We start from the raw sequence: 18,941 nt of genomic DNA, 5'->3' as shown, positions 1-18,941 counted from the left end.
GAAAGTCAGCGAGCGCTGCTAATTTTCAGACATAGCTTAGCTCTGCTTGCGCCCCTTACCTGCGGCAATGCGCAAACGCAGCGCGTTCAGCTTAATAAAGCCTTCGGCATCTTTCTGATTGTAAGCGCCAGCATCATCTTCAAAGGTAGCGATTGATTCATCAAACAGCGACTCATCGGACTTACGACCCACTACGGTAGCATTGCCTTTGTAGAGCTTCATACGCACGACACCCGCTACATTCTTTTGGGTCTCGTCAATAGCCGCCTGCAGCATGCGACGCTCTGGGCTCCACCAGTAACCGTTGTAGATCACTTCAGCGTATTTCGGCATCAGTTGATCTTTAAGGTGGGCTTCTTCGCGGTCTAGGGTTAGTGACTCAATCGCGCGGTGAGCACGCAACATAATGGTACCCCCTGGCGTTTCGTAACAACCACGAGATTTCATGCCCACGTAGCGGTTTTCAACAATATCTAAACGACCGATACCGTTGTCGCCACCCATCTTGTTGAGTTTTTCGAGCACTTCATGGGCTTTCAACGGCTCGCCGTCGATGGCCACGATATCGCCCTTGTCAAACGTCAGTTCAACGTAGGTGGGCTGGTCGGGCGCAGCTTCAGGAGAGACGCTCCAGCGCCACATATCGTCTTCGGCTTCGACCCAAGGATCTTCCAAAATACCGCCCTCGTAGGAGATGTGCAGTAGGTTGGCATCCATGGAGTAGGGCGATTTTTTCTTTTTATTAGAAAAATCGACCGGAATTTTATGCTCTTCGCAATACGCCATTAGCTTTTCGCGAGAGGTTAAATCCCATTCACGCCAAGGGGCGATCACTTTTACGCCTGGCTTAAGGGCATAGCCGCCAAGCTCAAAGCGCACTTGGTCGTTGCCTTTACCCGTAGCACCATGGGAAATAGCATCGGCGCCAGTTTCATTGGCAATTTCGATCAAACGCTTGGCAATTAGCGGGCGCGCGATAGAGGTGCCCAGCAGGTACTCGCCTTCATAGATAGTGTTTGCGCGAAACATCGGGTAGACGTAGTCACGCACGAACTCTTCACGCAAATCTTCGATGTAAATCTCTTTTACGCCAAGAGCTTGTGCTTTAGTTCGCGCCGGTTCGACTTCTTCGCCCTGGCCGATGTCGGCAGTAAAAGTCACTACCTCGCAGTTGTAAGTCTCTTGCAACCACTTAACGATTACGGATGTGTCCAGGCCGCCTGAATATGCCAGCACAACCTTTTTGACATCGGACATTCTTTGCTCCTCGTTGACCATAAGAAATTTATGAGTGTTAACGGTAGATCTTAAAACAGACCTTGAGTATAGCGTTCTCAATGCCCAGCGAATACCGTCAACGACGCCTGGGGGGTAAAGCTGCTAGAATCACACCATTCAAAGCGGTGGCTTGCCGCTGATGTTGACTGATGTCTCGCGTTACTATTACTCGCTTCAACTATTACTCGCTTGAAGATAAGGAGAGCTGCATGAGCGAGGCAATTGCCCGCGAATTAATGGCCCAACGTTTTCGCAGTTACCTGCCCGTGGTCGTTGATTTAGAAACAGGGGGATTTAATGCCCAAGGCGACGCCGTACTTGAGATAGCCGCTGTAACGCTGACCATGGATCCGGAGGGCAATCTGCTTCCTGATGCCACCTATGCGTACCACATTCAGCCCTTTGAAGGGGCGAACGTTGAACAGTCCGCGCTCGATTTTACCGGCATTAATCTGGACGATCCCCTACGCCAACAGGTAGCGCTGAGCGAGTCTGAAGCGCTGGGAGAAATTTTCCGCCCGATTCGTAAATCGATTAAAGCACACGACTGCACGCGCGCTATTTTAGTCGGCCATAATGCGGCGTTCGATCAGGGATTCTTGAACGCAGCGGTCAATCGCTGCGGCATTAAGCGCAATCCTTTTCACCCGTTCTCAAGCTTTGATACCGCCACACTCGCAGGCTTGATCTATGGCCAAACAGTGCTTGCTCGGGCCTGTCGTGCCGCGGGCATTGAGTTTGATAACAAGGCCGCCCATTCCGCTCGTTATGACACCGAGCGCACCGCCGAGCTGTTTTGCGCGATGGTTAATCGCTATAAAGACCTGGGTGGCTGGCAGCTTGCCCAGCGTGAACAAGAGATGGACGGAGCGGATTAACACTTCGCAGCCAACAGCGTAGCCGCTGATGCAGCAGACAAGGCTTTACGCTAAACTTTGTCACACTGCAGCAGCGTTATTTTGCACTGCCACTGCTAAGTAGTACTAAGTGAGTAACACTAAACATTTACTTGGTGGTGGTACCAAAACCGATTCACCCTACCCGTTTTCAGGAGATGAGACGTTTCCATGGCCCAGCATAATGCCTTTTACGCCCAATCCGGTGGCGTCACCGCCGTGATCAACGCCAGCGCCTGTGGCGTTATCGAAGCCTGCCGTCAAGCACCCGATCAAATTGGCAAGGTTTACGCCGGTCATAACGGCATCATCGGTGCCTTAACGGAAGACCTTATCGACGTTACCCAAGAGAGCGATGAATCGATTGCTGCCCTGCGTCATACTCCGGGCGGCGCTTTTGGCTCCTGCCGCTATAAGCTAAAAGACATTGACACCCACCGCGCCCAGTACGAGCGGTTGATCGAAGTCTTCAAAGCCCACGATATTCGCTACTTTTTCTATAACGGTGGCGGCGATAGCGCCGACACCTGCTTAAAGGTCTCACAGCTTTCTGAAAAGCTGGGCTATCCGCTTACCGCTATCCACGTGCCTAAAACTGTCGATAACGACCTACCGATTACCGATAACAGCCCGGGCTTTGGCAGCGTGGCCAAGTACATTGCCACCTCTACGCTGGAAGCATCGCTGGATATTGCCTCCATGTGTGCGACCTCCACCAAGGTATTTGTACTGGAAGTGATGGGCCGCCACGCGGGCTGGATTGCCGCTGCTGGGGGGTTAGCAGGCGAAGCCGAAGGCGAGCCGCCACATATGATTATATTCCCGGAAATCCCCTTCAACCGCAAAGCCGCCATGGCACGGGTTGAGGAGAGCGTTAAGCAGTATGGCTACTGCGTTATTGTGGTTTCTGAAGGCGCTCGCTACGAAGATGGCACCTTCTTGGCCGATGCGGGTAATACCGATGCGTTCGGCCACCGCCAGCTCGGCGGCGTAGCACCAACGCTTGCCGGCATGATCAAACAGGATTTGGGCTACAAGTATCACTGGGCAGTGGCCGACTACCTACAGCGCGCGGCGCGTCACCTGGCGTCTAAAACCGACGTTGAACAAGCCTACGCGGTGGGTCGCGAAGCGGTAACGCTAGCTCTGGCGGGTAAAAACGCCATGATGCCCGCCATTCGCCGTATTTCTCAGGTGCCCTACCAGTGGGATGTGATCTCTGCCCCACTCTCCCAGGTAGCCAACCAAGAGAAGTTTATGCCCCGGGATTTTATCAGCGAAAACGGCTTTGCTATTACCCAGACCTGTCGGGACTACCTCTCACCGCTGATTCAGGGCGAGGACTTTCCGCCGTTTGAGAACGGTCTACCGAAAGTGGCTAAGCTGAAACTGGCCAAAGCAGAGCGCAAATTACCCATTTTTACGCTGTAAACGGTTAAAGAATCACCGGTCATTGCGAACTGAGATTGCTTCGTCGCTTCACTCCTCGCAATGACCTAGCCTTATGTCATTGCGAACGCAGTGAAGCAATCTCGGGGTAATACACTCAGATTGCCGCGGTCGCTTCGCTCCTCGCAATGACATAATCTTATTTTATCTACTTTTACTGCTTGGCTTAGCGCAGCAACCAAGAAAGCACTAGCAGCAACAGCAGAATTCCCGCCATCCCCTGCCAAAAACGTCGCGGTTCCTGACGACTCTCTTCACGTTTGGGTAGCCGCCCAAGCGGCACTCTAAGCGCATGTAAAAACTCGGACATGCGCCTAAACCGTAGCGCCCGCTGGGGATCCAGGGCGCGGCGTAGCGCATCATCTAATTCCGAAGAGATTTCCGGATTGGAGGTTCGCGCGCTGCGGTAGGTCAACTCTTCAAGGTCGGTATGGCTGCGCAGCCTGTTGGGCGTCAGCGTATAGGGCAAAGCGCCGGTCGAAAGCCAATAAGTAGTGGATGCTAGCGAGTACTGATCACTACGCCGACCGATGCTGTCGCCCAACGCATACTCAGGAGCGGTGTGTTCGTTCAAGCCAATCTGCCTGAGCAACTCACCTGAGTGGCGATGCCCTTCGCCATCGCGCATGTGGCAGGCACTAAAATCGGTGAGCACGAGCTTGCCGTGGGAGTCGATCAAAATATTATCGGGATTGATCTGCTGATGAATAATTTCCCGATGATGCAGCGCTTGCACCGCTTTACCCAGTTGATTGGCAATATCCAGGCGCTGAGTCAGGCTGGCTTGAGGATGTCGCTCCGCCCACTGCCGTAGTGTTTCGCCTTCAATATACTGCATCAGATAATAGAGGTAGCGTCGTGGTCGAGATGGCTCCATTACCTTAACCACAAAAGGTGAGTTAACGCGCTCTACCACCCACTGCTGGAGCAGAAAGTGCTCAAGATAGGCATTGCGCAACGAAAGCTCAGGGCTGGGCGCTTTCATTACCATTTCCCGCTCACTATGCACATCACGCACGCGATAAACCCGCGACTGCGCCGTTCGCGATAGCACGGCGAGAATCTCCAGGCCGTCTAAACGCTCACCCGGCGCCAGCTCTGGGGGAATCGGCAAATCACCATATAACTGCCCTGGGCGCTCGGTGACCTCTTCAGGTAATTCGCCGATACGTACCAGCTGGAAGCAGAACTGATCGCCGCCATAACCACGCTCCTGGGCGCGCTGCTTCGCCTCATCGGCTAGCCGCTCGCAGGCGGCATCCAGATCACTGGCGTCCTGGCGAATCAAGCGCACATAGTCGGACGGCAGCAGCGTGCCGCGCACGCCCTGTGTGGTGAACAGGAACAGATCGCCCTGTTTGAGCGCAATGTGGGTGTAATCAATATCAACACTGCCGTCCATACCCAGCGCCCGTGAGGGGTAGCGATAGCCGCCTAAATCAGTCACATGGTCGCGACTTAGCTGCTCAAACTCCGCGCCGCGTAAACGAAACACCAACGTATCGCCCATATGAAACAGGTGGGCTTCTCGGCCACGAAATACCATGGCCGACATGGATGAAACAAAGCTGCCCTCTTTAACATGCTGGCTTTGGCTGTAACACCAGCTGTTGAGCGCCCGCAGTACGCGGGTGGCAGAGGTTTTGACATCCCAGTGGTCGGGGGTCGAAAAGTAGTCGGCCAGGAAGCCTCGTACGCTTAAATCACCGGCCTGCTTGGCCATGGTATTACGTGAAATGGAGTCGCTTATCACCGCACAGCCGCCTTTGGCGCGAAGCAGCGGTGCTTCGGGAAAACGAACCGACATTGAACTGCGATGCAGGCGCCGATCGGGCGCGACAAACGCTTGACCAAAACTGATGAGCAACTGGGCGTGCGACAAGTCATCCTCCTAGGCAGCCGACTCAATCGAGGGACATCACTGTCAATAAACGCTGCCTATGATACACGCAGCAAAGCAGAAACGATGCCCGCCAAACGTCTCTATCGTATTCGTCTGTTTTAAGGCCGCATAAGTTATGGCTTGCGGCCAACCTATGTCGCATTGGTAATCGGGCAGCCATGTTCGTATAATTCTTCGCCATAAACGACTTGAAACGATTGCCTAACCACTGCACGACTCTACTAGCCACAGCACTACCAAGGAATCAACGATGAACTTCGATAATATCCCTGCTGGAAAGGATCTCCCCAACGACGTTTACGTGGTGATCGAAATTCCAGCCAATCACGATCCGATCAAATACGAAATTGATAAAGACATGGGCGCGCTACTCGTAGACCGCTTTATGGCCACCCCCATGTTCTATCCCGCCAACTACGGTTTTATCCCGCATACCCTAGCCGACGATGGCGATGCGCTGGACGCCTTGGTGGTTACCCCGCACCCGGTTCAACCTGGCAGCATTGTTCGCGCACGCCCGGTGGGCATTCTGAACATGACCGACGAAGCGGGTGAAGATGCCAAATTGATCTGCGTGCCCCACGCCAAGCTAAGCTCGCTGTATGACGATGTCCATGAAGTGACCGACCTGCCTGAACTACTGCGCCAGCAAATTGCCCACTTCTTCGAGAACTACAAGGATCTCGAAAAAGGCAAATGGGTAAAAGTAGAGTCCTGGGAAGGTGCTGACGCTGCACGCAAGGCGATTGAGAAGTCCGTTATCGCCTATCAGAAAGCGTAACAGTAGCGTTGCGGCGTAACTTTCCGCCGTCAATGGAATAAGAGACCGCCTTCGGGCGGTCTTTTTATATGCGCAGGATTAAGGCACTGTTAGGAACCGCGTCACGTCACCGCAGCGTATGCGCCAGGGGCTTAAGGTTGCGGTATGCTATTCGCCTTTCATTGCGATGCCATTGATTAAGGACGCACCGTGTTATCTATTAAACGCCTAAGCCTGTTTACATTGTTGATTTTTTTTCTCGGCTTGCTACCGCTAAGTGCAAACGCCCAATGGTTTTCATCGTCTAGCAACCAAGACGAATTTTTACCTGTTATGGAAGCCTTTCAGCCGACCGCTTGGCATGATGGCGATACGCTCTATATCGGCATCGATATCGCAGATGAGTACTATTTATATCGCCACCAGTTTGCGCTAGCCAGCCAAACTGAGAATGTCAGCCTAGGCGACCCCATCATCCCCCAAGGTATCTTTACCAACGATGAGTTTATGGGCGATGTGTATGTGTTCCGCGACCAGTTAGTGTTTGAAGTTCCACTGGATGCCTCCTACTCTGGCCCCTTAAATGTTGAGCTGACGTTTCAAGGCTGCGCAGATGCGGGGTTATGCTACCCACCGGAACGCACGGAGCTACAGGCCAGTGAAACTGAGCCGCCCAATCAATTTGCAAACTGGCAAGAAGGTGATAGCGCCACTAGTGAAACCGCTACCACCACCTCACAGAGTGACTTCTCGGGGCCTCAAAGCGAAGACAGCCGCTTTAGCGCTTTGATTAGCGATGCTAGCTTACCGCTAGCGCTAGGACTGTTTTTCATTGCCGGTTTGGGGCTTACCTTTACCCCATGCGTGCTGCCGATGATTCCGATTTTGTCATCGATTGTGGTAGGCCAGAACCCCACGCGCCCCCGCGCCTTTGCACTTTCCTTAAGCTATGTACTCGGCATGGCGCTGACCTACGCACTGGTCGGGGTCTTGATGGGGTTGTTTGGCGCAGGTCTTAATCTTCAGGCGCGCCTGCAATCAGCACCGGTATTAATTATCTTTGCAGTGCTCTTCACGCTCTTTGCACTGGCCATGTTTGGGGCATTTAATCTTAACCTGTCGCCCCGTTTGGCCAACCGTGTTGATACTTGGCAGGCCCGCGCTCAGCGCAGTGGCCCGGCAGGGCTGGCTCTGGCTGGCGCCCTCTCGGTATTGGTGGTGTCTCCCTGTGTAACGGCGCCCTTGGCTGGCGCGCTGGTGTTTATCTCGTCAACAGGTGATGCAGCGATGGGTGGCGCGGTGCTGTTTGCTCTGGGAATGGGCATGGGCGTGCCGCTTCTTTTGGTCGGTACCTTTGGCGCCACGCTGCTGCCCCGCTCGGGCGCCTGGATGAATGGGGTAAAGATTGCCTTTGGCCTGTTGCTGCTAGGCGTAGCAATTTGGATGATCGAGCGTTTAGTGGCAGCGCCTATTGCGCTGCTGTTGTGGGCAGCCCTCGCCATCGGCGCGGCGCTGGCGCTTGGGGCGCTCAACTTCAATCAGCCACAGGGTTGGCCGCGGGCGCGCCAAACGCTGGGGCTGCTGCTGCTAGCTTGGGGGATAGTGCTGGTAATTGGTGCCGCTCAAGGCGGTAGCAACCCCCTGCGCCCGCTTGCCGCAACCGCCAGCATTTCCGGCGAGCCTCAAGCAGAAAAACTCGACTTCATCGAGGTAAACAGCTTAACCGAGCTTGAAACGACTATCGCCCAAGCTGAAGGCGCCAACCAGCCAGTTTTTGTCCACTTTACCGCCGACTGGTGTATTTCATGTAAGCTGCTGGAGCGGGATGTTTACCCTGACCCGCGAGTTTCCGCGGCGCTTCGCGATTACACCTTGATCGCCGCCGATGTCACACACACTGACCCCAAAAGTCGTGAGTTACTGAATCAATTTAACCTCTTCGGCCCACCCAGCCTGCTGTTTTTCAGCCAGGGTGAGGAGATTCGTGATGCCCGCATTCAAGGCGAGGTAACCGCCGACCAGTTGCATAAACATCTTGAATCAGTCAGCAAGTGGCTAACGAATAGCTAAGCCCCAACCGTATGCTGTCTATACATTGAAGCTCTTGAGCCGCTTTCTGACGCGAACATCGTCAAACAGTTGTTTAATTCTTCACTACATACTGGTTTAGACGCTAGCTTAGGCTGTTGCTGGACATCCGGGCACTTTTTCGGCAAACTCCGCTCCCATATTAGCTAAAAACTTGCTTTTTTAACGGTGAGAACGGGGTAACGTTCGCTAACATGCAGCGTTCTCTTCATTTTTAAATTTGGTTTACTGCGCAACGTCCGCGCCATGAAGAGCTCCCTGCACTTTTGCTCGAGCGCTTTGTGACTACCTTTTATGACATTGATAGGGCTATGCCATGGATATCCGCAAAGTTAAGAAACTGATTGAGCTGCTCGAAGAGTCCAATATTAGCGAGATTGAAATTCAGGAAGGCGAAGAGTCAGTACGTATCAGCCGTCACCCTAATGGTGCCTCTTGGCAGCCACAGCCGATGCCGCAATATGCGCAGCATCCTGGCTATGCACCAGCAGCACCCGCTCCGGCTTCAGCACCTGCTGCTGAAGCAGAGCCCCAGGGCGCAAGCTACCGTGGCGAAGCAGTCAACTCCCCCATGGTAGGCACCTTCTACCGCAGCCCAGCGCCGGGCGCCAAATCATTTGTGGAAGTCGGCGATAGCGTTAAGCAGGGCGACACCATATGCATCATTGAAGCCATGAAAATGATGAACCAGATTGAAGCTGACCGCGACGGTGTAGTGGAAGCCATCCTGGTGGAAGATGGCGAGCCCGTAGAATTCGATCAACCCATGATCGTTATCGCTTAATCTTTCATTTTCAACACGGGTGGACTCTCCCATGCTGGACAAGGTACTTATCGCCAACCGCGGCGAGATTGCCCTCCGTATCCTTCGGGCCTGTAAAGAACTGGGCATCAAAACCGTAGCGGTACACTCCAAAGCTGATCGTGAACTCATGCACGTTCGTCTGGCGGATGAAGCCGTGTGTATTGGCCCGGCTTCGTCAGCACAGTCTTATTTAAATATTCCGGCCCTGATCAGTGCGGCCGAAGTCACTGACTCGACCGCTATTCACCCTGGCTATGGCTTTTTGTCTGAAAATGCCAACTTTGCCGAACAGGTTGAGCGCTCAGGTTTTACCTTTATTGGCCCCCGCGCCGAGACGATTCGCCTTATGGGCGACAAAGTCAGCGCCATCCAGTCGATGAAGGAAGCGGGCGTTCCCACGGTACCCGGCTCAGATGGCCCCTTGGGTGACGATGACGCAACTAATCTCGCCACAGCGCGACGCATTGGTTACCCGGTCATCATCAAAGCGGCTTCTGGCGGCGGTGGTCGCGGTATGCGCGTGGTGCACACTGAAGGCCATCTGCTTTCGGCGATTACCGTTACCCGTACTGAAGCCCACGCCGCCTTCGGCGACGGCACGGTCTACATGGAAAAATTCCTTGAGAAGCCGCGCCACGTCGAAGTACAGGTGCTCGCCGACGGCCAGGGTAACGCGATTCATCTTTATGACCGCGATTGCTCACTGCAACGGCGTCACCAAAAAGTTCTTGAAGAAGCCCCGGCGCCAGGCCTTGATCCAGACGCCCGCGCCCAGGTACTTGAAGCGTGCCGCCAGGCGTGCATCAAGATCAACTACCGTGGCGCAGGTACCTTTGAGTTCTTGTATGAAGACGGCGAATACTTCTTCATCGAGATGAATACCCGCGTTCAGGTTGAGCACCCCGTCACCGAAATGGTCACCGGCGTGGATATCGTCAAAGAGCAGCTACGTATTGCCTCGGGTCTGCCGCTGTCGATTCGCCAGGAAGATGTGCAACTCAATGGCCACTCTTTTGAGTGCCGGATTAACGCCGAAGACTCGCGCACCTTTATGCCTTCGCCCGGCAAGGTAACACTGTTTCACGCACCGGGTGGTTTGGGCGTTCGTATGGATTCTCACCTCTATACCGGCTACACCGTGCCGCCACACTATGACTCCTTGATCGGCAAACTGATCACCTGGGGCGCCGATCGTGAAATAGCCCTGACGCGGATGCGTAATGCACTTGACGAGCTCTTGGTAGAAGGCATTAAAACCAACATCGACCTGCAAAAAGATTTGGTTCGCGACAGTTACTTCCGTCAAGGCGGTGTCAACATTCACTACCTGGAAAAGAAACTCAGCAACTAATACAGCAGCTAAGCGCTTTCCAGCGCACTGTGTGATGCCCAGCGGGGTGGCCATGTCCACCCCGTCCTTGTTTTTACTGTATATGCCTTTAATTCGCCTTGCGGAGAACCTCCATGCCCTGGCTTCAACTCAAAGCCCACGTCGCCCCCGAACAGGCAGAGTTCCTCGAAGAGCTTTTGCTTGACGAAGGCGCGACGGCCATTGGCCTTCAGGATGCCCACGATGATCCGGTATTTGAGCCCGAGCGCGGCACAACCCCGCTATGGGAAGATACCATCCTCACCGGCCTTTACGATGACCTGGAGGGCGTCGAGAGCATGCTAGAGCGCATTGAGGCCGCTTGGTCAGAACAGATGCCTGGTGAGGCCTGCCCAACCATCGAGTATGAGCTGCTAGCTGATCGGGATTGGGAGCGCGAGTGGATGGATGACTTCACGCCGCTGCGCATGGGCCAGCGTCTCTGGATTGTGCCTAGCTGGCACGAACCACCTCAAGCCGACGCCGTAAACTTGATTCTCGACCCGGGACTCGCCTTTGGTACCGGTACGCACCCAACCACAGCACTCTGCCTGGAGTGGCTGGACGAACTGGCTGTGGCTGGCCATTTAGCCCAGAAGACCGTGCTGGATGTGGGCTGCGGCTCAGGCATTCTGGCTATCGCCGCACTCAAGCTGGGCGCTAGGCATGCCGATGCCACCGATATTGACCCGCAGGCGCTGCAGGCCAGCCGAGACAACGCCGAGCGAAACGGTATTGCCGAGTCGGATTTAAACCTCTACTACCCTGAGCAGTTAAGCGATGACGGCGGCTACCCTATCGTGACCGCCAATATTTTAGCGGGCCCGCTGGTTGAACTAGCGCCAATGATTGCCGGCCACGTGGCGCCTGGTGGTCGCATTGCGCTGTCAGGGATTTTGGCAAACCAGGCCGATGATGTTTATGAGGCCTATGTGGCACAAGGCCTCGCCATGGATGAGCCAGTGAATCGTGAAGGTTGGGTACGACTTAGCGGCCTGCGTCCGCGTTAAAGCGGCAATTGGCCTTCACCCCACCACCGAGTAGGCGTATCATACGCACCCTTGAAACGCCTACTCGCCGTCAGCCCTGCACTCACAGCTCAGAACTAACAAAGCCAGACGCCATGACGTTAACCACACTACCTGCCAGCAATGGCCCAGACGCCAATCGATCAGCCGCCATTGGCCCATTTGCATTACCTAATCGGGTAATGCTTGCGCCAATGGCCGGCGTCACCGACAGGCCTTTTCGCCAGCTATGTCGGCGGCTTGGTGCTGGCTGGGTAGTGGGTGAAATGGTCACTGCAGACCCCGGTTTGTGGCATACTCGCAAATCGCAGCTGCGCATGGATCACCGCGGCGAACCCGACCCACGTGTAGTGCAAATCGCCGGGGGCGACGCTGATATGCTCGCCCAGGCTGCGCGCTTAAATGCCGAACTGGGCGCGCAGATTATTGATATCAACATGGGTTGCCCGGCTAAAAAAGTATGTAACAAAGCGGCAGGGTCGGCGCTCCTTCGTGATGAAGCCTTGGTGGCCGAGATTCTCGATGCGGTGGTAGCAGCGGTTGATATACCCGTGACGCTGAAAATCCGCACGGGATGGTGCGCCGAATCAAACAATGCCCTGCGCATAGCCCGGCTTGCCGAGTCAGCAGGCATTCAAGCACTCGCCGTGCATGGCCGTCATCGCCAGCAGCGCTATACTGGACAGGCAGAGTACGACACAATTGCTGAGATCAAATCTCACCTTTCGATCCCGGTGATTGCCAACGGCGACATAACAAGCCCGGAAAAAGCTGCCGAGGTACTCGCTTACACTGGCGCTGATGCAGTGATGGTTGGCCGTGGCGCTCAAGGCAACCCTTGGATCTTTCAACAGATCAGCTACTACCTCCAACATGGAGAACGGATGGCGTTGCCAAGCCTTACGGAGCGTCACCAAGTGCTTCACGGACACGTAGAAGCGTTGCATGAGTTTTATGGCACCACCATGGGCGTTCGTATCGCACGCAAACATGTTGGCTGGTACCTAAGCGATGACCAACGCTTTACGCCGCCTCAACAGCGTGCGCTTAAGCAGCAGTTCAATGCGTTAGTGTCACCTGAAACGCAATTTGATTGGATCAACAACGCGATGGCCCCCGGCGCCGCCACGCGTTTGCTAGCCAAAGGAAGCTATGCTGCATGACCGAACGCGATCTTCTCTCTAGCGACAGCTACTCCAGCGAGGGCTACTCCCACTTAGCGGGCACGCTGGCTGATCCTGCGGCTAACTCACCGCCACAGCCGCTTCGGGAGGCAGTGGAAACGGCCATGCGTCGCTACTTTGAGCATTTAGACGGCAGCCAGGCTACCGATCTTTACGCCATGGTGATGGCCGAAGTAGAAGCGCCTTTACTTGCCTGCGTCTTGGAACACACCGACGGCAATCAGACCCGGGCCGCTGATGCGCTAGGGTTAAACCGTGGCACCCTGCGCAAAAAACTCAAGTTATACGGACTTATCGAAGGTGACGCCCCATAACCTGGGCGTTGTTGTTTTTAATTCTCGTCTCTGCACACGAGCACTCTAATGGCTGATAACTCTCTCATGGCTGATAATCCTTCCCTGACTGACAGCAACGCTACCCCCGTCCGCCGCGCCCTTCTGAGCGTTTCTGATAAAACTGGTATTGTGGAATTTGCCCGCGGCCTAACTGAACACGGCGTTGAACTCCTCTCTACTGGTGGCACCTTCCGCCTGCTGCAAGAAAATGCCATTGCCGTGAAAGAAGTGTCTGAGCACACCGGCTTCCCCGAAATTATGGATGGCCGCGTTAAAACGCTACACCCGAAAATTCACGGTGGCATCTTGGCCCGTCGCGGCCAGGATGATGCGGTCATGGCTGAAAATGACATTACGCCGATCGACATGGTGGTGGTCAATCTCTACCCCTTCGCCGCCACTGTCGCCAAGCCCGACTGCACGTTAGAAGATGCCATCGAGAATATCGATATCGGCGGCCCCACCATGGTTCGTGCCTGCGCCAAAAACCATGCTTACACTACTATCGTAGTCAATAGCAGTGACTACGCACGGGTGCTGGGCGAGTTGGCTGCCCAAGATGGCCAAGTCAGTAGCGCCACACGCTTTGATTTAGCGGTTAAAGCGTTTGAGCACACTGCTGGCTACGACGGTGCGATTGCTGACTACCTAGGTCGGAAGGTCAATGCCGCTGATGAAGCGTTCCCACGCACCTTTAATCTGCAGCTGGATAAAAAGCAGGATATGCGGTATGGCGAAAACCCGCACCAGAAGGCAGCCTTCTACGTTGACTCCCAGGCAAGCGAACCCAGCGTTGCCACGGCAAAAATGCTCCAAGGCAAACCCCTCTCGTACAACAATGTGGCCGACACCGACGCCGCCTTTGAGTGCGTTAAGGCCTTTAACGAGACGGCCTGTGTCATCGTTAAGCACGCCAATCCCTGCGGCGTCGCCATTGGCGCCACCGCCCTAGCAGCTTACGACAAAGCCTTTGCTACCGACCCCACCAGCGCGTTTGGCGGCATTATCGCCTTCAATACGCCACTGGATGCGGAAACCGCCCAGGCAATTATTGACCGCCAGTTTGTCGAGGTGATTATTGCCCCGGGCGTCACCGATGAAGCCGCCGCCATCGTGGCCAATAAGCAAAACGTACGCTTGCTGGACGTCAGCGCTCACTGGCCCGGCGAACAACAGCCTGCACTGGACTTTAAGCGCATCAACGGCGGTTTGCTGGTGCAAGAGCGCGATGACGGAATGGTCACCCGCGACGACTTGACCGTAGTCAGCCAGCGCGCGCCCAGCGAGCAGGAGCTGCGTGACCTTGCTTTTGCCTGGCGGGTAGCCAAGTTCGTTAAGTCCAATGCCATTGTGTACGCCAAAGAGGGCCAAACAGTGGGCGTTGGCGCGGGACAAATGAGCCGGGTTTACTCCGCAAAGATCGCCGGTATTAAAGCCGCAGACGAAGGACTCTCAGTTCCCGGCTCAGTGATGGCGTCTGATGCCTTCTTCCCGTTCCGCGATGGCATTGATGCAGCCGCGGCGGCAGGTATTACCGCGGTTATTCAGCCCGGTGGCTCCATGCGTGATCAGGAAGTGATCGACGCCGCTAATGAAGCAGGCATTGCCATGGTGTTCACCGGTATGCGCCACTTCCGCCACTAAGCCCTCAATAACCCCATTAGAAATATAAAGCCCCTTAGGCGCTCTTTTGACAGGAGCATGCCTAAGGGGCTTTTGAATATTAGCAATCAATACTAATAACCAATGTATTGCTAACCAATATCCAGTTTCTGGCCCGTATCAAGTTCTAGCCAAGATCAATACACAGATACTTGGTTTCCAAGTATTCTTCCAAGCCCTGATGACCACCTTCGCGGCCTAGGCCAGAGGCTTTTACACCTCCAAAAGGCGCGGCAGCGTTGGAAATGGCGCCGGTATTAATACCCACCATACCGTACTCCAGCGCCTCGGCTACGCGCCATACGCGTGCAAGGTCACGGGAGTAGAAATAGGAAGCCAAGCCATACTGGGTATCATTGGCCATCTCAATAGCGGTCTCTTCATCATCAAACGGGAAGACAGCGGCTAATGGGCCAAAAGTCTCTTCGTGGGCTACTTTCATCTTGTCAGTCGCAAAACTGATCAACGTCGGCGTGAAGAAATTGCCGCCCAGCGGATGCGGATGCCCCCCTAGCAGCAGCTCAGCGCCATTATCGATGGCGTCCTGCACATGCTCGCTGACTTTTTTAACGGCGTTATCATCGATTAACGGACCGATATTGATGTTGGGTTTGGTGCCATCACCTACATGCAGTTCGCTATTCATGGCGACCGCTAATTTTTCACAAAAGGCGTTAATCACGCTGGATTGGACAAGAAAGCGATTAGTGCAGACACAGGTTTGCCCTGCGTTGCGGAATTTAGCGGCCATAGCGCCTTCCACGGCGGCGTCTAAATCGGCATCCTCAAATACAATAAAGGGCGCATTGCCGCCTAGCTCTAGCGAGATTTTCTGGATATGTTCCGCCGCTTGGGCCATCAGCTTGCGCCCTACTTCAGTGGAACCGGTGAAGGTAATCTTGCGCACTTTGGGCGATTGGGTCATCGCTTGGGCAATATCGCTAGCGCTACCTGGCACTACGTTAAAGACACCGCGTGGGATACCTGCCCGCTCAGCCAAAAGGGCCAGGGCCGTAGCGGAAAAGGGTGTTTGGCTTGCTGGTTTAACCACTATCGTGCAGCCAGCGGCCAATGCCGCCCCGGCCTTACGGGTAATCATTGCCGCAGGGAAATTCCAGGGGGTAATCGCACCCACCACACCTACGGGTTGCTTGGTAACGACGATGCGTTGATTGGCGTTAGCCGCAGGAATCGTTTCACCGTAAACGCGCCGCGCCTCTTCGGCAAACCAGCGCAAAAAACTGGCCGCGTAAGCAATTTCACCCGCGGCCTCTTTTAGTGGTTTGCCCTGCTCGTAGGTCATTAGCATGGCCAAATCTTGCTGATGCTCAAGCATTAGATCGTGCCACTTCAGCAGCAAGTCAGCGCGCTCTTGGGCAGTCAGCGCCCGCCAGGCCGGTAGCGCAGCATCCGCGGCATCAATGGCCCGCTCGGTCTCGGCTTTGCCCAAGCGAGGAATATCGCCAATCGCTTCGCCGGTTGCCGGGTTTAAGACCGTAATCTGCTCGCCGCTATCTGCCGCGACCCAACTGCCATCAATATAGGCAAAAGGGCAATACAGCTGTGTTTCTTTAAGCGCTTCCATGACAGGCTCCTGACCAAAAATGATGGCCTTGTAGGCTCATTAACGTCTTCATGCTAAGACGAAACACCCCTTTAAACCAAATTTGCGGCGTGCTTTATCGACTAATGACCACCGATAAATTCAGCTAATGAGCATTAAAAACTCTTGCCGAGTCGCTTGATTCTTGCGAAATCCACCTAGCATTACCGACGATGTCATGCTGGAGTTTTGTTTCTCCACGCCGCGCATCATCATGCAGAGGTGTCGCGCTTCAATTACCACAGCAACACCCTTTGCCTGGGTAACGTCCTGCACTGCCTCTGCAATCTGGCGGGTTAGGTTTTCCTGAATCTGCATTCGACGGGCAAACATGTCGACAATCCGGGCAAACTTGGACAGTCCTAACACTTTGCCATTGGGCAAATAGGCAATATGGCATTTGCCGATAAACGGCAGCAGATGATGCTCACACATTGAGTAGAGCTCAATGTCTTTTACCAGCACCATCTCATCCGTTTGCGCCTCAAACACCGCACCATTAATAATGCTGTCCAATGACTGAGTGTAGCCCGCATTGAGAAACTGCATGGCCTTGGCCGCACGTTTAGGCGTATCTCGTAACCCTTCTCGGTCAGGGTCTTCGCCAAGTGCTGAGATTATCTGGCGGTAGTGCTCGGCGATATCATCGGACATATTTAACCTCATCAAAAACCATCTCAAAAACCAGCTCAAAAACCATGCGCAATCGCGTCCAGGCGGTCATCATGGGTCTATACCCTTTTTGCGCATGAAAAGTAAATCATTATTAGAGCGACGTTAATCAGCGCCTCTCCTCCACAAACGTTGTACAAAAGGTATACTTTTAAAAATGCCTGCACAACGAGTATTGAGCAAAAAGAGCATTTTACCGCATCTAGGTTGCCTGTGACTCCCTTACCTGCGTCAGAGCGCCGCGTCGTTAACTTTGCAACCTAGGGGCCTGTGATATGATTAACCGTTTTAATTTTACTGCCTATATTGCAGGCGCCAACATTGAGAGCTCGCCATGTCATTTAAGCCAACGCCTTTTTGGTTAACCGCCCTCGCGGCCCCCTTCTTTGCTACCCCGATATTGGCTACCGCTGCAGAAGCCACGTTTTCGCTGCCCAATGAAGCAACCGTCGGCGTCGAGGTTGTTGAAGAGCTTACGTTTGAGTCAAACCAAACACGCCTTAACGATATTTTGCTGCACCCTACTCAAGCAGCAAGCGCCTCGCACTCTTTACCGAATTACTGCGTTATCATAGGCAGTGCGCAACTGGTTGACGAGCGCATTCGCGTGACCACCCAAGAGGCCACCTGCATTGAAACGCACGGCGCTGACAGCGATATTTTCAGTGGCGAATTTAGTGCCAGCGCTTATGGCGAAGATGGCCAATACGGTATCGCTTGCGAAGGCAGCCCGTGCACACTCCCCCCAGGCCAGACGTTCCTTCTTACGCTGGATCAACCCGTTGAGATTGAAGAACTGGACAACCCCTCCAGGGAGCTTAATCAGCAACGTCAGCAGGCAAATGGAGAAGGCATCGCTAATCCTATACCGCGTGAAGCCGCTGATCCTGAAGTCGAGTAATAAAATGATTGAATCCTTGTAGCAAGCACTACGCCAGCCAGCGTGGGTCCTTTAACTGAAGGCACTGCTGCTCTAATTGGCGGATATGCTGATCCCAATAACCGCTATCCGCCAGCCAGGGAAACGCCCGAGGAAAAGCGGGATCGTCCCAACGCGATACCAGCCACGCTGAGTGCCTGATCAGCCGATAACCTCTAAGCGGCTCAATAAGTGCCATCTGCTCCGTAGGAAATGGGCATGTCTCCTCATACCCTTCGGTAATTTCATTTAAGTGGGAGCGCCACCCCTGCGGGTCATCGGTAGGCAGTAGCATCCAGATATCCTGCATGGCGGGTGCCATGGTGCAGTCGTCAAAATCAACCAGGGTAAACTGCTCGTCACGTCCCAGCACATTACCCAAATGGCAGTCGCCGTGGCAGCGAATCATACTGCTAGTGGGCACATTATGTTTAACAAGCTGCTGATGCACCTTATCGATCACACGGTCATAGGCCCGGCGCTGATGACGACTCATCCAATTGCTGGCCAGCACGCGCTGCTGGGCATCAAGAATACCGCTCGCCATCTCTAAACGCGGACGGTGCTGAAAGACTTTTTTAGCCGACACCTGGTGTAACCGACCCAACAACTGCCCCATGGCAAAAAGATGTGAGGGGTTATCAAGCTCTGGCGCCTGGCCGGGACAATGAGGAAACAGCGTAAACCGAAAGGCCTTAAAATAGTGTAACGACACTCCCGCCTTATCACGCCAAGGGGCAACTACCGGCACCTGTTGATCAGCCAGCTCCTGCAAAAAATCGTGCTCTTCCTGGATCGCCCTATCAGACCAACGGTCAGGTCGATAAAACTTAACAATCCAGTTTTTGCCGTTGTCATCGCGAAACATCAGCACACGGTTTTCATAGCTATTCAGCGCAAACGGCTCGCCTTCAGGCCAAATATCCAGCGACTCCACTGCAGACATCACTAAATCGGGTGAAAGAGAGCTAAACGGGTGTGACATAGGCC

16 protein-coding genes are annotated in these 18,941 nt (G+C 54.2%); 11 read left to right on the top strand and 5 right to left on the bottom strand.

Annotation, left to right across the window (positions count from 1 at the left end):
* Positions 1-36: 36 nt before the first annotated feature.
* Complete coding sequence (locus tag KUC_RS15135; protein ID WP_007114097.1) at positions 37-1,257, bottom strand: argininosuccinate synthase; 1,221 nt, start codon at positions 1,255-1,257, stop codon at positions 37-39.
* Between the two features lie 230 nt (positions 1,258-1,487).
* Between KUC_RS15135 and rnt the strand changes: the two genes are divergently transcribed.
* The gene (gene rnt / locus KUC_RS15130; RefSeq protein ID WP_040481206.1) at positions 1,488-2,156 is read left to right on the top strand and encodes a ribonuclease T; all 669 of its coding nucleotides are present in this window, start codon (positions 1,488-1,490) and stop codon (positions 2,154-2,156) included.
* Positions 2,157-2,345: 189 nt separating this feature from the next.
* Complete coding sequence (locus KUC_RS15125) at positions 2,346-3,605, top strand: 6-phosphofructokinase (protein WP_007114095.1); 1,260 nt, start codon at positions 2,346-2,348, stop codon at positions 3,603-3,605.
* Positions 3,606-3,789: 184 nt separating this feature from the next.
* On the opposite strand, the gene KUC_RS15120 is transcribed toward KUC_RS15125, so the two are convergent.
* Positions 3,790-5,505 (bottom strand): bifunctional protein-serine/threonine kinase/phosphatase, encoded by a 1,716-nt coding sequence (locus tag KUC_RS15120; protein WP_040481204.1) that lies wholly within the window; start codon positions 5,503-5,505, stop codon positions 3,790-3,792.
* Between the two features lie 271 nt (positions 5,506-5,776).
* Between KUC_RS15120 and ppa the strand changes: the two genes are divergently transcribed.
* The 8 genes from ppa (at position 5,777) to purH (ending at position 14,739) form a co-directional block, all read left to right on the top strand.
* A complete protein-coding gene (ppa, locus tag KUC_RS15115; protein ID WP_007114093.1) occupies positions 5,777-6,307 on the top strand; it encodes an inorganic diphosphatase in 531 nt (176 codons plus the stop codon).
* A 189-nt stretch (positions 6,308-6,496) separates the two neighbouring features.
* Positions 6,497-8,356, top strand: a complete 1,860-nt coding sequence (gene dsbD / locus KUC_RS15110) for a protein-disulfide reductase DsbD (protein ID WP_007114092.1) — start codon at positions 6,497-6,499, stop codon at positions 8,354-8,356.
* A gap of 334 nt (positions 8,357-8,690) precedes the next feature.
* The gene (accB, locus tag KUC_RS15105; RefSeq protein ID WP_007114091.1) at positions 8,691-9,158 is read left to right on the top strand and encodes an acetyl-CoA carboxylase biotin carboxyl carrier protein; all 468 of its coding nucleotides are present in this window, start codon (positions 8,691-8,693) and stop codon (positions 9,156-9,158) included.
* Between the two features lie 31 nt (positions 9,159-9,189).
* Positions 9,190-10,530, top strand: coding sequence for an acetyl-CoA carboxylase biotin carboxylase subunit (gene accC, locus KUC_RS15100; RefSeq protein WP_040481202.1), 1,341 nt, complete (start codon positions 9,190-9,192; stop codon positions 10,528-10,530).
* 113 nt (positions 10,531-10,643) lie between these two features.
* Entirely contained in the window at positions 10,644-11,558 is a 915-nt protein-coding gene (prmA, locus tag KUC_RS15095) for a 50S ribosomal protein L11 methyltransferase (RefSeq protein ID WP_007114089.1), read from the top strand.
* A 113-nt stretch (positions 11,559-11,671) separates the two neighbouring features.
* On the top strand, positions 11,672-12,739 hold the full coding sequence (dusB, locus tag KUC_RS15090) for a tRNA dihydrouridine synthase DusB (protein ID WP_007114088.1): 1,068 nt from the start codon (positions 11,672-11,674) through the stop codon (positions 12,737-12,739).
* Positions 12,736-13,074: a DNA-binding transcriptional regulator Fis gene (gene fis / locus KUC_RS15085; protein ID WP_007114087.1), complete on the top strand. Its 339-nt coding sequence runs from the start codon at positions 12,736-12,738 to the stop codon at positions 13,072-13,074. The genes dusB and fis overlap by 4 nt, the downstream gene beginning before the upstream one ends.
* Positions 13,075-13,122: 48 nt before the next feature.
* Positions 13,123-14,739 carry a bifunctional phosphoribosylaminoimidazolecarboxamide formyltransferase/IMP cyclohydrolase gene (purH, locus tag KUC_RS15080; protein ID WP_176459016.1) on the top strand — a complete coding sequence of 539 codons (1,617 nt, stop codon included), beginning with the start codon at positions 13,123-13,125 and terminating at the stop codon, positions 14,737-14,739.
* A 145-nt stretch (positions 14,740-14,884) separates the two neighbouring features.
* On the opposite strand, the gene KUC_RS15075 is transcribed toward purH, so the two are convergent.
* Together KUC_RS15075 and folE are read right to left on the bottom strand one after the other, a co-directional pair.
* A complete protein-coding gene (locus KUC_RS15075; RefSeq protein ID WP_007114085.1) occupies positions 14,885-16,342 on the bottom strand; it encodes an NAD-dependent succinate-semialdehyde dehydrogenase in 1,458 nt (485 codons plus the stop codon).
* A 120-nt stretch (positions 16,343-16,462) separates the two neighbouring features.
* Complete coding sequence (gene folE / locus KUC_RS15070; RefSeq protein ID WP_007114084.1) at positions 16,463-17,014, bottom strand: GTP cyclohydrolase I FolE; 552 nt, start codon at positions 17,012-17,014, stop codon at positions 16,463-16,465.
* 352 nt (positions 17,015-17,366) lie between these two features.
* Here folE and KUC_RS15065 point away from each other — a divergent pair, with 352 nt between their 5' ends.
* A complete protein-coding gene (locus tag KUC_RS15065; protein ID WP_007114083.1) occupies positions 17,367-17,933 on the top strand; it encodes a TraB/TrbI/VirB10 family type IV secretion system protein in 567 nt (188 codons plus the stop codon).
* A gap of 28 nt (positions 17,934-17,961) precedes the next feature.
* Here the strand turns inward: KUC_RS15065 and KUC_RS15060 are convergent, their stop codons facing one another.
* Positions 17,962-18,936: a serine/threonine protein kinase gene (locus tag KUC_RS15060; RefSeq protein WP_007114082.1), complete on the bottom strand. Its 975-nt coding sequence runs from the start codon at positions 18,934-18,936 to the stop codon at positions 17,962-17,964.
* Between the last annotated feature and the right edge of the window lie 5 nt (positions 18,937-18,941).

The sequence above is a fragment of the Vreelandella boliviensis LC1 genome (genome assembly GCF_000236035.1).
Classification (GTDB): Bacteria; Pseudomonadota; Gammaproteobacteria; order Pseudomonadales; family Halomonadaceae; genus Vreelandella; species Vreelandella boliviensis.
The sequence above is the reverse complement of the archived record's forward strand: the minus strand, read 5'-3'. Positions and strand labels throughout refer to the sequence as shown.

What these genes read in the sequence shown, in the direction of transcription:
- KUC_RS15135 (WP_007114097.1), bottom strand. Translation starts at nt 1,257, where the DNA reads ATGTCCGATGTCAAAAAGGTTGTGCTGGCATATTCAGGCGGCCTGGAC.
- rnt (WP_040481206.1), top strand. Translation starts at nt 1,488, where the DNA reads ATGAGCGAGGCAATTGCCCGCGAATTAATGGCCCAACGTTTTCGCAGT.
- KUC_RS15125 (WP_007114095.1), top strand. Translation starts at nt 2,346, where the DNA reads ATGGCCCAGCATAATGCCTTTTACGCCCAATCCGGTGGCGTCACCGCC.
- ppa (WP_007114093.1), top strand. Translation starts at nt 5,777, where the DNA reads ATGAACTTCGATAATATCCCTGCTGGAAAGGATCTCCCCAACGACGTT.
- accB (WP_007114091.1), top strand. Translation starts at nt 8,691, where the DNA reads ATGGATATCCGCAAAGTTAAGAAACTGATTGAGCTGCTCGAAGAGTCC.
- accC (WP_040481202.1), top strand. Translation starts at nt 9,190, where the DNA reads ATGCTGGACAAGGTACTTATCGCCAACCGCGGCGAGATTGCCCTCCGT.
- prmA (WP_007114089.1), top strand. Translation starts at nt 10,644, where the DNA reads ATGCCCTGGCTTCAACTCAAAGCCCACGTCGCCCCCGAACAGGCAGAG.
- dusB (WP_007114088.1), top strand. Translation starts at nt 11,672, where the DNA reads ATGACGTTAACCACACTACCTGCCAGCAATGGCCCAGACGCCAATCGA.
- fis (WP_007114087.1), top strand. Translation starts at nt 12,736, where the DNA reads ATGACCGAACGCGATCTTCTCTCTAGCGACAGCTACTCCAGCGAGGGC.
- purH (WP_176459016.1), top strand. Translation starts at nt 13,123, where the DNA reads ATGGCTGATAACTCTCTCATGGCTGATAATCCTTCCCTGACTGACAGC.
- KUC_RS15075 (WP_007114085.1), bottom strand. Translation starts at nt 16,342, where the DNA reads ATGGAAGCGCTTAAAGAAACACAGCTGTATTGCCCTTTTGCCTATATT.
- folE (WP_007114084.1), bottom strand. Translation starts at nt 17,014, where the DNA reads ATGTCCGATGATATCGCCGAGCACTACCGCCAGATAATCTCAGCACTT.
- KUC_RS15065 (WP_007114083.1), top strand. Translation starts at nt 17,367, where the DNA reads ATGTCATTTAAGCCAACGCCTTTTTGGTTAACCGCCCTCGCGGCCCCC.
- KUC_RS15060 (WP_007114082.1), bottom strand. Translation starts at nt 18,936, where the DNA reads ATGTCACACCCGTTTAGCTCTCTTTCACCCGATTTAGTGATGTCTGCA.